Source organism: Desulfobacterium sp. N47 (assembly GCF_051233685.1).
Lineage (GTDB): Bacteria > Desulfobacterota > Desulfobacteria > Desulfobacterales > RPRI01 > RPRI01.
Window position 1 is genome coordinate 24,523 of the sequence record NZ_JBAMMY010000185.1, and the last position, 16,145, is coordinate 40,667.

The 16,145-nt window shown below is 43.3% G+C and carries 14 protein-coding genes; 11 read left to right on the plus strand and 3 right to left on the minus strand.

What is annotated here, in order from left to right:
• Positions 1 to 65: 65 nt before the first annotated feature.
• The 3 genes from VXK47_RS11960 to VXK47_RS11970 form a co-directional block, all read right to left on the minus strand.
• Positions 66 to 4,460, minus strand: a complete 4,395-nt coding sequence (locus VXK47_RS11960; protein WP_435549014.1) for an acyl-CoA dehydratase activase — start codon at positions 4,458 to 4,460, stop codon at positions 66 to 68.
• 156 nt (positions 4,461 to 4,616) lie between these two features.
• Positions 4,617 to 5,936, minus strand: a complete 1,320-nt coding sequence (locus VXK47_RS11965) for an aminotransferase class I/II-fold pyridoxal phosphate-dependent enzyme (protein ID WP_435549015.1) — start codon at positions 5,934 to 5,936, stop codon at positions 4,617 to 4,619.
• Between the two features lie 121 nt (positions 5,937 to 6,057).
• Positions 6,058 to 6,432: a Fur family transcriptional regulator gene (locus VXK47_RS11970; protein ID WP_435549016.1), complete on the minus strand. Its 375-nt coding sequence runs from the start codon at positions 6,430 to 6,432 to the stop codon at positions 6,058 to 6,060.
• A 183-nt stretch (positions 6,433 to 6,615) separates the two neighbouring features.
• Between VXK47_RS11970 and VXK47_RS11975 the strand changes: the two genes are divergently transcribed.
• From VXK47_RS11975 to VXK47_RS12025, 11 genes are all read left to right on the plus strand, one after another.
• Complete coding sequence (locus VXK47_RS11975; RefSeq protein WP_435549017.1) at positions 6,616 to 6,894, plus strand: hypothetical protein; 279 nt, start codon at positions 6,616 to 6,618, stop codon at positions 6,892 to 6,894.
• Between the two features lie 28 nt (positions 6,895 to 6,922).
• The gene (locus tag VXK47_RS11980; protein ID WP_435549018.1) at positions 6,923 to 7,882 is read left to right on the plus strand and encodes a metal ABC transporter substrate-binding protein; all 960 of its coding nucleotides are present in this window, start codon (positions 6,923 to 6,925) and stop codon (positions 7,880 to 7,882) included.
• Positions 7,875 to 8,690, plus strand: a complete 816-nt coding sequence (locus VXK47_RS11985; RefSeq protein WP_435549019.1) for a metal ABC transporter ATP-binding protein — start codon at positions 7,875 to 7,877, stop codon at positions 8,688 to 8,690. Before VXK47_RS11980 ends, VXK47_RS11985 begins: the two co-directional genes overlap by 8 nt.
• Positions 8,683 to 9,549 (plus strand): metal ABC transporter permease, encoded by an 867-nt coding sequence (locus VXK47_RS11990; protein WP_435549020.1) that lies wholly within the window; start codon positions 8,683 to 8,685, stop codon positions 9,547 to 9,549. Before VXK47_RS11985 ends, VXK47_RS11990 begins: the two co-directional genes overlap by 8 nt.
• A gap of 262 nt (positions 9,550 to 9,811) precedes the next feature.
• Positions 9,812 to 10,570, plus strand: a complete 759-nt coding sequence (locus VXK47_RS11995; RefSeq protein ID WP_435549021.1) for a metal-dependent transcriptional regulator — start codon at positions 9,812 to 9,814, stop codon at positions 10,568 to 10,570.
• A gap of 33 nt (positions 10,571 to 10,603) precedes the next feature.
• Positions 10,604 to 10,819 carry a FeoA family protein gene (locus tag VXK47_RS12000; protein WP_435549022.1) on the plus strand — a complete coding sequence of 72 codons (216 nt, stop codon included), beginning with the start codon at positions 10,604 to 10,606 and terminating at the stop codon, positions 10,817 to 10,819.
• Between the two features lie 83 nt (positions 10,820 to 10,902).
• Entirely contained in the window at positions 10,903 to 11,358 is a 456-nt protein-coding gene (locus tag VXK47_RS12005; RefSeq protein ID WP_435549023.1) for a DUF2325 domain-containing protein, read from the plus strand.
• A gap of 22 nt (positions 11,359 to 11,380) precedes the next feature.
• Positions 11,381 to 13,594 (plus strand): ferrous iron transporter B, encoded by a 2,214-nt coding sequence (gene feoB / locus VXK47_RS12010; RefSeq protein ID WP_435549024.1) that lies wholly within the window; start codon positions 11,381 to 11,383, stop codon positions 13,592 to 13,594.
• Between the two features lie 10 nt (positions 13,595 to 13,604).
• Complete coding sequence (locus tag VXK47_RS12015; protein WP_435549025.1) at positions 13,605 to 13,787, plus strand: FeoB-associated Cys-rich membrane protein; 183 nt, start codon at positions 13,605 to 13,607, stop codon at positions 13,785 to 13,787.
• A 250-nt stretch (positions 13,788 to 14,037) separates the two neighbouring features.
• The gene (locus tag VXK47_RS12020; RefSeq protein WP_435549026.1) at positions 14,038 to 15,261 is read left to right on the plus strand and encodes a carbohydrate porin; all 1,224 of its coding nucleotides are present in this window, start codon (positions 14,038 to 14,040) and stop codon (positions 15,259 to 15,261) included.
• A 52-nt stretch (positions 15,262 to 15,313) separates the two neighbouring features.
• Positions 15,314 to 16,126 (plus strand): DUF4198 domain-containing protein, encoded by an 813-nt coding sequence (locus VXK47_RS12025; protein ID WP_435549027.1) that lies wholly within the window; start codon positions 15,314 to 15,316, stop codon positions 16,124 to 16,126.
• The last annotated feature ends 19 nt before the right edge of the window (positions 16,127 to 16,145 follow it).

The following is a 16,145-nucleotide window of genomic DNA, read 5'->3' on the forward strand; positions in this document are numbered from 1 at the left end:
AACCTTGATCCTTTCTCCTTTCTCCTTCCTCCTTCCTCCTTGAACCTTTCTCCTGGTTTCCCGGCTTATTTTGAGTTCATCAAAACCGAATGGAATCTGTTTGCCTGCAGACAGAATGCATCCAGCTTAGCTGTTATAACTTGAGGAAAAGAAGATCCATCGCTTTCAATAGCAAGAAACGGAAGGCTGTCAATATCAGAAAGCACTGCTTTAAGGCGCATGTCACCCGGACTTGCAGCAAGTTTATTCTCTTTATTCATTACTTCAGTTAAAATTGCTTCGGAAATTCTGTTTGGCATACATCCAAAAGGCCCTACCGATATTACTCCGCATGTATGTGAAGCAATCTCTGACAGTGAACTTCCCACAGTCAATATTGCTTCTCCTGTAAGTTCAGGTGATATATAAGGCATAGCGGTTTTTATTATAGATTTTGCACTTATCGGTTCAGCATGCACAAGCCCTGAATGTGACAGAATTTGCTTTATTTTTATCTCATCTTTTTTCATAATTCTTTTTTTAATGACAAAAGACAATTTTCCCAAAGCATTCATTTGTGAATCGGAAAGATTGTTATCGACTAAATAATCACAATAGTGCAGCCATTCGGAAACAGGAGCACAAAGCGTTGCAAACCCCATAGCCGCCAGTTTTTCCGTAATATACTGTCTTGATATCGAATCTCTTCTTACGAATATCTCACCGACAAGCGATATCTTCGGGACTTCGTCCGGTGGTAGCTTCATTGGGATAGTACTCAATCTTTTTGATGTAATTTTAAGAATGTTTTCAAGGCTGTTAAAATCGCCTTTTTCCATCTGTTCAAGAATCAGCTTCCATTCTTCCTCAAAAATTTTTATGCCATATCCCGGATCAACAGCATTAGCTAAAATCATGGATCTTATGTCTTCCATAATATCGGAGATAACAACCGCCCACCATCCTCTTTTGTAAAAATTGTTCCCCATTCCGCAGTAGCCGTTCTCAGATGAAAGAGATAACATTGCCACATTAGGGATACACAACCTTTTTATAAGATCCTCCATAAAAATATGATACTGGCCAAACCTGCATGGGCCACAAGAAGTAGGCATGAAATAAACAAGAACTTCACCATTTTGTTTACCATTGTTTATATAATTAAGCAGAGATCCGGTTGTAAGTAATAAAGGCAGGCATTCCTTGCATGAAGTGTTTGCACGACCAAGTTTCAAGATTGCCATATCTGAAGGAGGATGGGGTTCTGCGTTGAAACCGTTTGCGCGAAATACTGCAGCAAGTGATTCTGTAGGCAATCTTCCCATTGAAGGAAGAAGCACTTTAACATCAGGATCGGTCAGCAAAAGCTCCCTGCCGTTTGAGGCGGTTACTCTCGTAATCCCGTTTTTAAGAATCACTTTAGCAGGAACAAAGCCGTTTTTTCTGGCAGCAATTTTATTGGCGGATACAAGTCTTCTGTATGAATTTATAATATCAAGAAATGCTTCGATTCTTGTTTCAAGCCCTGCATCTGCTGAATGGCTGTCAAGTTCAAGAGTTAACGAAGGTTTCGATCCCATAATCTCTCTGAAATAGCCGATAAGAAAAGAATCGGGGCCACAGGAAAAATTGGTTATAAAAGTTCCAAACAGCTGGGGATTACGTTTTACATAATTTCCCGCTTTGATCAGCATCTCTCCTATACCCCAATACATATTAGGTCTGCTTTCTTCATCTTTAAAATCAAGAAAATCAAAAGGCAGCACAAGGATACCTCTTGAGGCTAATTTGCGGGGTATTCCCATGTGAGCTTCTTCGCAAAACCCGTTGTAAGGTCTGGCAAAAATCACTACACCAAATTTAGATGGATCTTTTGCAAGATCTATTAATGCTTGTTTTCCAATAGCTTTCATTTCATCAAAACATTTTTTCTGAGCATAAAGTGCTTCGGTAAAAGCTTTTTGTGCCGCTCTTTTGCCAAATCCCATTTTTATAGCTGTTTCAAAAAGAGGTTTTTTTGCAGATTCAATTCCTTTGCTAAGATCGATAAGGGGGGTTATTATTTTTGTGCCTTTCTTCTTAATATTGTCAAGCTTGTTCTTAAAAGCAGTCTGAAGATAAAATGTTTCCCCCTGAACAACAGGACATACCTGTGAATTATTATTTCCGTTAAAAGCCGGAACAGCTTTAAAATGTGGTAAGAAAATAAACTCCGGAAAATCTTCTCCGGAAATCAGAGACGAGAAAAACCCATGAGCAAGCTCAACCGGATAGCAAAAAGCAGCGCCTTTCTGATCGATTCCTTCCTTTGAGACAATATCAGGCAATACGGTTTCGAATCCAAGCCGGGCAAAAAAATTTGAATATAAAGGATAGTATGTATTTACAAGAAAGCTTCTGTTTATGCCAACACGGCCTTTTAATCCGTTTGCAGTTACGACCTGCCCTGAAGCAGCGTATTTTTCAAAAACAAGTTTCTGACGGATACGTACTAAATCGAGTTTTTCATCATCACTTTTTATGTTGTTCCGAATATTATAATATCGGTTGCACGCTCCTCCAAAAGGGTATTTTTTATTTTCAAGTTCAATAACGGCGATGTTGCAGCGGCGGTCGCAATCATTTTTTACACCGTGGCATATAAAGGGTTTTCCATACTTAACCTCACGGCCTGCGAGTACTTCAAGGTCAAAACGTTTCTTTTCCGCTAAACCGGTTTCAATTCTTTTTTTAATCTCAAGAGCAGCCCCGAATGCTCCCATGAGCCCAGGTTCAGGAGGAACAACAATATGTTTGCCGGTTAAAGCCGCCATTGCAAGAGGAACGGCATGATTGTAGCAAACTCCTCCCTGCATAAATACTTTTTCTCCTACAGGCCGGTTTCCTTTAACTCTGTTCGAATAATTCATGCATATGGAATATACCAGACCTGCGACTATATCTTCCTGATTCAACCCTTCATGTATTGCATTTTTTATATCTGAAGAAATAAACGCTGCGCACTGATCATTAAAGTTCGGAGGCATTGTTCCCTTTAATGCAATTGCTGCTATATCTTCCATTTTTATACCAAGCGTTTCAAGCGCGGATTCTTCCAGAAATGAACCGGTGCCGGCTGAGCAGGCTTCGTTCATCGCATAATCGGAAGGAACCGAGTTTACAATATATGTATATTTTGCGTCCTGGCCCCCTATCTCAAAGATTGTATCTACTTTAGGATCAAAATAAACGGCTGCCGATGCATGAGCAATAATTTCGTTTATTACACCGTCTGTTAAAGCATGAAGACCGGCTATCTGACGTCCCGAGCCGCAAACACCAAGCCCTTCTATGATTATACCTGAAAGCGGCGTTTTTTTAATTACTTCTTTCAGGATATAATCATAACACTTTACAGATGCCCCAACCGGATCTCCGTTTGTTCTCAGATAAACCGATTCAAGGATTGAATTATCACTGTTTCTCAGAAGTATTGCTTTTGTGGTGGTAGATCCCACATCAAGACCTAAAGTACATATATCTCCTGCTTTAACATCACCTTTCGGCATGCTTTTAAATTCAACCAGGTCTTTAAAGTCTATTAATTTAGAAAGTATTTCAAAAGAAGTTGATTCACTCTTAAACAAGGTATCGGCACCGGCAAAAGAAAGAGTCTCATGTTCAAGTCCCCATAAAGCTGCGCCCAGAGCTTCAAAATAAGGAGCCTCTTTGGGAATTATCAGGCCGGATATTTCATTGTGCAAATAATCAATCATCATTTTATTTTGCGTGGTTCCGCCGGTTATCATTATATTTTCTTTATTTACTTTTTTCAAAAGCTCCAGAATCTTATTTGCCATCATTTTACACAATCCGGAAGTAACTTTTGATTTGGGAATTCCTTTATTAGTGGCATGAGTACAGTCTGATTTGCAGAAAACGGAACAGCGTCCGGAAACATGATAAGGCTCTTCCGCCGCTGCAAAAGTGGCTGCATCTTCAACCGAAACATTCATTCTTCTAAGCTGCTGGAGGAAAAACTCCCCGGTTCCGGAAGCACACTTATTTCCTGTCAGAACATTTGTAATCCTTCCTGCATGGTTTAAAATATATACCATAAAGCTTTCACCACCTGCAGAAACAATTGCAGGACATGCTGTTTCCGGCGGTTTTACGAAGCGGTAGGCATATTCTACTGCCTCCGGCTCAGAAATCGTTGACAGATTTAAAAGTTTATGAAATCTGCGTCCTGTCGAACATATTCTGTCAAAAGACCAGCCGAACCTTTCAAATACGGAAAGAAGAGTTTGCCTTGGATTTCCCTCATGAGAAAGAGTTATAAAGTCTTTGATTTGAGGCTTTGCTAATGTATCAGATGAAGTATTTTCATTATACTGTAAAGACTCTGCTGAAACCGCAGAAATAGTAGATGCACCAAGACAAAGCCCCAGAGATCTGATTTTTTTTGCCTGATGCTTCTCATTGCCAGACTGAATATTCATACCGATCACCTAAATATGATTAGTTTGGAATCATGAAGACGGTCTTTTCATATCACAAAATCAATTTAACCGTGTTTTAAAAGAGTAACATCCGATTTAAAATATTTATTTGTAATAATAACCCGGATAATTAAAGTGATAACGAAACTAATGAAATTATTTTATATTGCCCATGATATCATGGGCCCCCTGAAATATAATATCAAATAGTTCCTGTATATCCTTTTCTTCGAGACAGGAGAATGCAATTCGCAGGTCGCTCTTTCCAACTGAAATAAGGCCCACTCCATATTTATCAAGAAGATGCACCCTTAAAGTTTCAGCATCGAGACCATTTAATTTTATACACATAAAATATCCCGAATTAAAAGGATAAACTTCCCAGATATCTTTGTATTTTGGATTTGAAACAACTTCTTTTACTTTTATTGCTCTGCTTTGCAGGATTTCAAACTTTTGCTTTTTTTCATCAGCATAGTTTCCGCCTTGCATTGATTTTAAAACGATAGTCTGGCTTAAGTGCGAAACATTTGAAATGTTACCCCTTATACATCCGGCTGTTTTTTTCTCAAGCGCATCATAAACCTTTTCGGGCTCACCATCAATTTTGCATCCATAAGTAATAAAACCAATCCTTAAGCCCCAGACGTAGTTTTCCTTGGTTGCTCCATCCGCTTTTATAGCAAGCAGGTTGGGGGATCTATCGCAAATACGGGTAAAAACAGATTCTTTTAAAGTTTTATCTTCATAAAATAATCCGAAATATGCATCATCGCATATTGTAACTATATTTGTGCCTTTTGAAGCGACATCTAACAGGATATCAGCAATACCATCCCCCTCCTTTTCCGTAACAGTATACCCTGTGGGATTATGAGGGAAATTGAGAAGTACTACTATTTTCTTATGTTTCTTAGCTTCGGTTTTAATTAATTGCTCAAACGCACTAAGATTATATTCACCTTTTTGTGTAAAAATCGGGTACTGGCTTACTCTTGCCCCTTTTCTGACATTAAGTATCATATTGTAGTTACCCCACATCATGTCAGGCAGAATAACAACATCATCAGGATCAACCCATAAATCGGCAACTACACTGACAGCATGCGTGATACCGCAGGTAACAACAGGCATACTTATTGTTTTACCATCAAGGGAGGGATTTTTTTTATAAATGGAATCCTGCCATATTTTCCTTAATTCAGGAATTCCGAAAGACGGTGCATAAGTCAATGCTTCTTCGGCAGGAATACCGTCTAATAAAGACATAACAGAAGGAAAATGCATTGTTTTACCGTTTTCCTCTGCTATTCCTATAGTTGCGTTCAGCTTGTACGCTTTCTGCTTTGCTTCGGCGCTCTGGCTCAATATGCCTTTGGGGAAAAAAAGATTTTTTCCAATAGAAGATAACATATCAAGCAGATTCGGATTTTGGTTTTCAATAGTCTGGTTAAGCTGTTTTGCTATAGGATTCATTGATTTATCTACCTTGTTATATTATTATAAATTAAATGCTAAATATATAGCACGATTTATTCAAACCGCAAATAGTAAAACTTTCATGGAAGAAAGAAATTATTCAAAATCATCCCCCAAATTATTCCGTGCATGCGGGGCAAATTCCAGACAGAAAAATCTCGTGTTTTTCCGTCACAAATCCTTCAGGAACTGTTTTAATTTCACTTAGCAGACATCCCGGAAGCTCAAAAACACGGTCACAAATACGGCAATGAAAGTGATGGTGATGTCCCCTGCCGGTTTGCTCATATAAAATTCCGTGTACGGGATGGCTTATCGGTTTGAGCCATCCGTTTTCAACCAGCAATTTAAGATTGCGATAGACCGTGGCCTGATTTAAAGACTCCACGATCTCACGGCCCGCTTTAAGAATTTCCTCCACACCCAGGGGTCTGTTTTCACGCCGAAATATTTGTTTGATTGCAACTCGTTGTGATGTTTTCCGTTTCATCATCAATACCTCTTTATTGTTTATTGTATATCCGATCATCTTCTTTATTGCAAATACATTTGCAATACCTGTTGACTTGAAAGTGAATAAAACCTATGATGCAAATGCATTCGCAATAGCAGAAATAAAATTGGGGTTTACAGACCTTCAGGACTTAAGTGGCTTAACCATATGGGTTAGAAAGATATGAAAACCGAAAAAGTTACTTCAAATGAAACGACTGGCAAGTTGAATGGTAAAATTAAGATGTCCCCGTTTGGCTATCTTTTTAGATTCATAGGTTGGTGGTTTGGATTCACGGGTCTTTACGCGATGTTTGTTATTTGTCCATTTTGCGGCCGGCAAGGGTGTCCGGTTGGCATGGCATCTGCTGGAACCGTTGGTGCTTTTATATCGCTGTGCATTCAAGATTGGAAACGTTTTTTTACTTTTATCAGGCAGAAGTTAACAAAAGATAGCAAATAGATATTTTCCTTTTAAAGTAAGGTGGGTTATGAAAAATAGATGCATTTTGTTTAAGATGGCAATAGTTTATTTTTGCATTATTTTGTTAGCATGTTATTCAAAAGTCTCGGCGGCTGATAAAAATATTAACTTATTGGCTTCCACCTTTCCTATCAGCCAAATTACGCGAATTGTTACTAATGGCAGAAACAACGTAAATGTCAAACTGATGATCCCGGCTCAAGTTGGCTGTCCGCATGATTATGCTCTTACACCACAGGACATGCAAAAGCTTTCAAAGGCCGATGTTCTGATTATAAACGGGCTTGGCATGGAGGAATTTCTTGGCGCACCGCTAAAAAAAGCCAATTCGTCATTGAAAATCATTGACAGCTCCAACGGCATCAATAATATTCTTAACTATTCGGACGGTGATCATCATATAGAACACACAAACGAAGGCGATGAGCATAAACACGAACACCATGAGGGCAATAATCCGCATCTTTTTGCAAGTCCTCGCATGGCAGCTCTTTTGGCGATAAATATAGCGGGCAAGCTTTCCGGGATAGACCCATCAGGAGCAGCAATCTATACTGAAAATGCCAGAGCTTATGCAAAAAAAATGAATAAACTGGCCGACGATTTTTCAGCTCTGGGAAGGCAGGTTAAAAACAAGCGTATTGTAACCCAGCATGGCGTATTTGATTATCTTGCAAGGGATATGGGACTTAAGGTTGTTGCTGTGGTTCAGGAGCATGCAGGCCAGGAGCCTTCTGCGGCAGAAATGCTTAATATTGTAAAAACCATCCGGCATGAAAAGGCAAAAGCGATTTTCACCGAACCTCAATATCCCCAAAAAATCGGCCAGACTATAGCAAAAGAAGCCGGTATTGCTGCCGAAACTTTGGACCCGGTTGCAACCGGCCCTGAAAACGCATCGCTGGATTATTATGAGACGGTCATGCGCAAAAATTTAAATATTCTGAAAAAGATACTCAATGAATAAGCCGGATTTAACTGAAAAGTCTGCCGGCACGGCCGTCTCGTTCGAGAACGTAACCGTCGAACGCGGAGGCATATTGATTCTTGACAGTGTAACAGCCATTGTGCCGCTGGGAGGCTGCACCGCTATTATCGGTCCTAACGGCGCCGGAAAAACCACAATGCTTTTAGCCCTGCTCGGCGAAGTGCCTTATAAAGGTTTTATACATACAACATCCAATATAAACGGCGGATGTTCAAAAATAGGCTATGTCCCTCAACGGTTTGCTTTTGATCGCGGAATGCCCGTTACTGTTACAGAATTTCTTGCTATGGGCATCCAGAAAAAACCGCTCTGGTTTGGAATTCGCAATGATATGAAAAAACGATCTCTTGCACACCTTGCCTCAGTAAAGTCCGAACATCTTGCCGAACGTAAACTCGGCGCTCTTTCCGGAGGTGAAATGCAGCGTGTACTTCTTGCTTTGGCATTACAGCAGGAACCTAAGCTTCTGGTGCTGGATGAACCGGCTTCGGGTGTTGATTTTCAGGGTGAATACATCTTTTGTGAACTTCTTGACGGGCTTCGAAAGGCAAAGGGATTCACCCAGCTTATGGTCAGTCATGATCTTGCAACTGTTACACACCATGCCACCCATGTCATTTGTCTTAACCACAAAGTCGCAGCACAAGGACCTCCGCGTCAGGCATTGACCAATGAGAATCTAACGGCTATTTTCGGGATGCACATGGGCATGGTGGATTCACGTTCAATGCCGGACGGCAGCGCTGTCTGCTCCGGACCATGTTGTAATAAGGATCAAAATGCCTGATCTGTCGCCCGTCTATCATATAGTTGCTCAACTTCTTCCCTTTGAGTGCCTTCGAGCCGTATTTATGCAACAGGCGATGGTAGGGCTGATACTGCTTGCGCCAATGGCCGCTGCCATGGGTGTCCAGGTGGTAAACTTCCGTATGGCTTTTTTCTCGGATGCCATCAGCCATTCGGCTTTTGCCGGTGTTGCATTGGGGCTTATCTTTTCGATTAATCCTCACTGGACCATGCCGCTTTTCGGCTTGCTGGTCGGTCTTGGCATCATGGCTGTGCAACGGAAAAGCACGCTGTCTTCCGATACTATTATCGGAGTGTTTTTTTCGGCAGTAATCGCCTTCGGATTGGCCGTGGTAAGCCGTGATCGCTCAGTAGCACGCGATATGCAGCGCTTTTTATACGGAGATATTTTAACCATCAGCAATAACGATATCCTCTGGCTGATTGCTCTGTTTATCGCTTTCATGGTTTTCCAGGCGCTAAGCTATAACCGCCTGCTATATATCGGACTAAACTCTTCCCTGGCCAAAGCGCACAGCATAAATGTGGCCACCTATCAGTATATTTTCGCCGCGCTGCTTGCTTTGATTGTCATGTTTTCGGTATGGGCGGTAGGAGTATTTCTGGTTACAGCCATGCTGATCGTTCCTGCTGCTGCAGCACGCAATTTTGCCCGTTCGGCCGGCGCTATGTTCTGGTGGGCTCTTCTGGTAAGTGTAACATCAGCCATTGCAGGCCTTGTAATTTCGGCGCAGGATTGGGCAAACACAGCCACAGGTGCAACCATTATTCTTGTCGCCTGCCTTTGGTTTATGATAAGCGTTTTTACCTCATTTATTCGCAGAGATTCCGTCAGATAAGAAATAAGTTCCCCGGAATAAAAATTAGTCAACCGATTGCGTTGTTTAATCGTAGCCAATTTTCTAATATGGTTTTTCATCGTAAGGCAGAGCAATATACCAGGTGGTCGTTCCTGCTGTCTTGGTAAGGTGCGTTATCTTTGACGTACCGAAGGTGCTATAAAATTGCACCTGTTCAAAAAAAAGCTTGACAAGACTTTCGCTTCACCTTTATAAGTTTAGGCAACATGAAACTAAACGACCTGAGAGGTGAAAAATGGTAATGACCAAAGCATTTACACTAACGGCAAGTCTGGAGGACTATCTGGAGGCCATTTTTCATATCATCGCGGAGAAACAGGCGGTTAGACCCAAAGATATCGCAAAACGCCTGAAGGTAAGCAACCCTTCGGTGACAGGCGCGCTTCGTTCTCTGGCCGACAAGGAACTGATCAACTACGCTCCTTATGATGTGATTTCACTGACACCGACCGGGAAAATGGCCGCCAAGGATGTTATCCGTCGTCATGAGGTGCTCAGCGATTTTTTCGTCAAGGTACTCGCCGTTGAAGAAGCCGATGCCGACAAGGCGGCTTGCCTGATGGAGCATTCAATTCCCAGGGTTATCCTGGAGCGGTTCATCCAGTTTGCCGAATTCGTGGAGGTTTGTCCCCGCGGAGGGTCAAAGTGGATCGCCGGATTCAATTACCATTGCGATCAGGGCGATACACAGGAGAACTGTGAAAAATGCATCTCATTAACCCTTGAAGAAGTTAGACAACGTAGGAATCGAGGAGGTAAGAAAGCAATGACAATATTAAAGCTGAAGGATTTAAAACCGGGCCAAAAGGGGAAAGTGTTGAAAATCAATACCCGGGGAGAAACGAACAAGCGTATTGTCGAGATGGGCATCACCATCGGGGCTGTCGTTGAAGTGGAGCGCGTTGCTCCGATGGGCGATCCGATCGATATCAAAGTTAAAGGCTACCATCTTTCTTTGCGGAAAGAGGAAACCGGGGGGATCGAAATTGAAATGTTGTAGGGCGCAGTCAGGCCAAATTGGGAGGTATTGCCGATGCCATTGACAATTGTACAAGTTGGCAGGCGCGTAAGACTCGTAGCTGTAAACGCAGGCCAGGGACTCCAGGGCAGGTTGTCTGCCATGGGATTGGTCCCGGGCGTGGAGATTAAAGTACTCCAAAATTCCATGCATGGACCGTTTCTCATAGCGGTGATGGGCAGTCAGATAATGCTGGGGCGCGGAATTGCCCAAAAAATCGTAGTAGCGTAATTTTTTTTGCGAATTAGTTTAGGCAAGCCTAAATATTTTTAGCATACCTAAATACTGCCGGGGGCAAGCAATCAGATCTTTCAATGAAAGCGAACAGAGAAATATTCGGGGCAACCCATATGTCCATACATGTTAATTCCGAAATGAACGAGCGAGTAAAATTGAAAGCCATAGTCCAGCAAGGCCTGCGTTCGTTTATTGACCCAAAGCGCTGCGAACCCGGTTGCCCCGCTTTTGATCTGTGCCGGAAATGCGTATTTATCGTTGGCGGAATTGCCCGTATGGAAACACTCTACCGCCAGCTCATCGAAAACAGCGGAGGCGTTTTTGAATACCATAACGGGCATATGAAAGGCGGGACAAAGCAGCTTGAAAACAGCCTTAAGCGCGCTGACATAGTGCTCTGCCCTGTCAATTGCAACAGTCATGCGGCCTGTTTTCTGATAAAAAAACTTGGCAAAAAACACGATAAACCGACCCATATGATGGCTAATTTCAGTTTGAGCGCTATTTCCCAAAAATGTGGCCATCAAATATAGAACAGGAGGATAAATAAAACCCATGAAACACAAGATAGTAGTAGCACTTGCGGGCAACCCTAATTCCGGTAAGACCACCATATTCAATGAATTAACCGGCGCTCGCCAGCATGTCGGAAATTATCCCGGTGTGACGGTGGAGCGCAAAGAAGGTTTCCGCCGGCACGGCGACATCGAATTTCAGATCGTCGATCTGCCCGGGACATACAGTCTGACCGCCTATTCGGAGGAAGAATTGGTGGCCAGAAACTTCATCATAGACGAAAAGCCTGATGTCGTTGTCGATATCATTGACGCCTCAAATCTTGAGAGAAACCTGTATCTTGCGGTTCAACTCATGGAACTCGGCGTGCCCCTTGTGCTGGCTTTCAACATGAGCGACATGGCCAAAGCGAGTGGACACGAGTTCGATATTGAGATGTTCTCGCGGTTCTTCGGGGCCCGTATCGTGCGGACCGTGGGAAACAAGGGTGCGGGGATGAATGAACTACTCGACTCCATCACTTTAACCGCAGCAGAGGGCGCGCAGGAGGTAAAGCAAAACGTGGAAAAGCAATCGGCCGGAGAACTTTCCTCCAGGGCAAGCATCCGGGGACCAGACCACCCTGCTCCGGCAATAAACTACGGGCGGGACATCGAGGAAGAGCTTGCCAGGATAGAGTCCCTCATTAATACATGCGGTTCGGTCAACGAAAAAGCTAATGCCAGGTGGCTGTCAATAAAACTTCTTGAAAACGACAAGGAAATACAGGCTGCGGTCGCATCTCCCGAAATAAACGAGCAGGTTGAGAAAAGCGCATTGCACATAGAAAAAATACTCGGGGAGCACCCGGAGACCGCCATTGCCGGCCGCCGGTATGGATTCATCTCCGGTGCCTGCCTGGAAGCAGTGCGTTCCACCATAGAGATCCGCAATACAATCTCGGAAAGAATCGATGCCGTCATCACAAACCGCGTTCTCGGCATTCCGATTTTTCTTGGTCTGATGTATCTTGTCTTTCAACTTACCTTCACCCTGGGAGAGCCGCCCATGGGTTGGATAGAGGGGTTTTTCGGATGGCTGGGCCTGGTAGTCAGGGGGTGGTGGCCGGAAGGCTCGGAAAGCCTTCTGAAGTCTCTGCTGGTGGATGGCATCATCGGCGGTGTCGGCGGTGTAATCGTGTTTCTGCCGAACATTCTGCTGCTGTTTTTGGCCATTGCGATCCTCGAGGATTCCGGTTACATGGCTCGGGCGGCATTCATTATGGACCGCCTGATGCACAAGATCGGATTGCATGGGAAAAGCTTCATCCCGATGCTTATCGGGTTCGGATGCTCCGTTCCGGCGATCATGGCCACCCGCACACTGGAAAACCGGCGGGACAGGCTGACGACAATGCTCGTTATTCCGCTCATGAGCTGCGGCGCCCGGCTGCCGATTTATGCGCTTATTATCCCGGCTTTTTTTCCCCAGGCTTGGCATGCGCCCATGCTCTGGATTTTATATGTCATCGGCATTCTCCTTGCCATCGTAAGCGCCAAAATCCTTCGCAGTACGATCCTTAAGGGTGAATCCGTGCCGTTTGTTATGGAACTGCCTCCGTACCGGATGCCTACATTAAAAGGCGTGCTGATCCATATGTGGGAACGCGGCTGGCTGTATGTAAAGAAAGCAGGGACCATCATTCTCGGCATATCGATTCTTTTGTGGGCGATGACAACTTTCCCCGGCCTGGACGATGCCAATACATTCTTCTTTACAGCGGCACGGCAGCAAATCCGGATCGGGAACATGGGAGAAGAAGAAAAGGCTGAACAGCTCGCCTCCATTGACAATAAAGAGGCGGAAGCGGCGCTTCTCAACAGCATCGCCGGTCGCATCGGTCAAAGCTTAGAGCCCATTCTGAAGCCGATGGGATTTGATTGGAGAATCGGCACCGCGCTTATCGGCGCGTTTGCAGCAAAGGAGGTCTTTGTCGCTCAGATGGGTATCATTTACTCTGTGGGTGAGGCTGACGAGAAATCCGAAACGCTTAGGAATAAACTCAAGAGCACCTACACTCCTTTGGTCGGCTTTTGCATCATGCTTTTTTGCCTCATCAGCGCGCCTTGCATGGCAACCATAGCCGTGACTAAACGAGAGAGCAATTCGTGGAGTTGGGCGCTGTTGCAGCTCGGGGGGCTCACGACATTGGCCTATATGTTGACAACATTTACATTCCAGACAGGCAGGCTGCTTGGGATAGGTATAGGATAAGGAGGTCATTATGACTGAAACCATCATTGTAAGTACAATCGTAGGTGGTGTGTTAATTCTCGCCGGGAGATCATTCTACCGGACGCTTTCCGGCAAGAACACCGGGTGCGGATGCGGATCGAAAACATGTACTACTTCGAGTCACTGCAGTCTGTCGGAAGTTTTGAGGAAAGGAGATAAGAGACAACAATGACTGAGGTTATCATATGATTTTCAGGTTATCCGTTTAACTTCGTAGTTAAGATTTTTATTGACTTTCATAATTAGTTATAATACTGGATGGCTTAATCTGGAAACTGAAGTTTCCTAATAAACTAATAGAATACATTAATAATTGAGGCCACGAAGGCATATCGCACTAAAAAGATGCGGATAACCTTTGTGGCTTTTTTTTTGGAATCTTGAGTTATTATTTTACGTGATTGTAAAGGAGACGAATAAAGATGAAAAATATCATAAGAATTGTTTTGTTTACAGTTTTAACAATGTTTGCTGTGAACGCTCTTGCCGATGATAAGAATATAAAAGAAGATGCCTTGCAAAAGGAAATAAACCAGATAAAGCAGCGGCTGGCAGAACTTGAAAAAATTAAGGAAACTAATGATTCAAAAGAATCGGCAGAGCCGGGCAGAGTTACTGATAAGATAACATTAAACGGCATAATAGCAGGCGCTTACCAGTATGAAAGCGCAAAAGACCGGCCGGGTGCAAAGGACTTTGGCCGCGGGGCTGTTCCCATTCAATTGGGGCTATCCATAAAGCCGACAAACAATGATCAGGTTTTTATGAAGTTCGGATTCGGTGCAGGAAACGGACTTAATACGGATGACCATTCTTTTGCTTTGGCGCCATGGGCTGCGGATATGGAAGATGATGTAAGGGATATAAACGGCCGTAACCGTGATTATCTGCTTGCTGCATGGTACAAACACACATTTGAATTCAGTGAAGACCACAAGCTGGGTATCACCGGCGGTATAATAGACGCCACGGATTATCTGGATGACAATAAATATGCCAACTGTGAATACACTCAGTTTATGAACGAGGCGCTGACAAACGGTCCCAACGCCTTTCTGCCTTCATATGATATAGGCGGCGCCATGGAATGGGAAATGGGCAAACTTGCCGTAAAGGGCGTTATCATGCAGATAGGTAAAAACGATGAGGATAAATCCTATCATTTTTACGGAGCCCAGGTTGGCTATACCATTGAAACACCCATTGGCGAAGGAACCTACCGGGTTATGTTTGATACAACAAGCGATGATTGCAGCAATCCGGACGGAAGTGATACTGAATCCCTGAAAGGCGTTATCCTGTCATTTGATCAGGAAATCGGAGATATTCTGGGTGCATGGATCAGGTTCGGATGGAGCGATGATAAAGCAATCGTGTGTTTCCAGGATCTGTATTCCGGGGGAATTAATATAAGCGGCAAGTTATGGGGACGGGAACAGGATAACGCCGGCATTGGTTACGCCTATTTAAAGGGCGGCAATCAGGAAATTGAAAACTCTCAGGTAGCAGAAGCTTATGTGAGAATAGGCCTTAACGAAATATTTTCAACAACTTTTGATTTACAATACATAAATGACAATCATAAAGACAGCGCCGATGACGTTAATGGCTGGGTCAGCGGAATAAGGATGACGGCAGCATTTTAATGTTATTATTGACAACCATTTCAAAACATAAAATATTCAGGAGGTATTTACCATGCGGATAAAACACTTATTTTACTCATTAATGATTATGGTTTCAGCAGCTATTGTTTTTACCTGCGTTCCTGCGTCGGCTCATTTCGGCACGATCATTCCATCAAAAGACATAATTTCAAAGGATGACAACAAGACTATAAACCTTCAGGTCAAATTTATACATCCGATGGAAATGCACTATATGGAAATGCTCAAACCCAAACAGTTTGGCGTAGTTTATGACGGCAAAAAAACCGATCTGCTTGATACACTTAAAGAAGCAAAAGGCAAAAGTCCTGATCAGACCGAAAAATACGGTTTCTGGACCGCTGATTATAAAATCCGTAAACCCGGAGACTACATCTTTTATATTGAGCCCACCCCATACTGGGAACCGGCTGAAGATATTTTCATCGTTCATTACACCAAAGTGTGTGTTAATGCATTAGGAAAAGAAGAAGGATGGGATAAGCCGGTTGGTCTTGAAACCGAAATTATTCCCATGACAAGACCTTACGGGTTGTGGACTGGTAATCTTTTTACCGGTCAGGTTTTGCTTAAAGGAAAACCCGTGCCGTTTGCCGAAGTAGAAATTGAATACCTGAATGAATCTCCCGAAAACAAAAGCATTATTACCGCACCATCGGGCCCTTATGTAACCCAGGTTGTAAAAGCAGACAGCAACGGCATTTTCAGTTACGCCATGCCCAAAGCAGGCTGGTGGGGCTTTGCAGCTTTAAATGAAGCCGGCTGGAAGCTCAAGCATGATGGCAAGGAAAAAGGAGTTGAAATCGGAGCCGTTATTTGGGTACACACAAGAGATATGAAATAAATGCCGTTTTTTTTTGAAT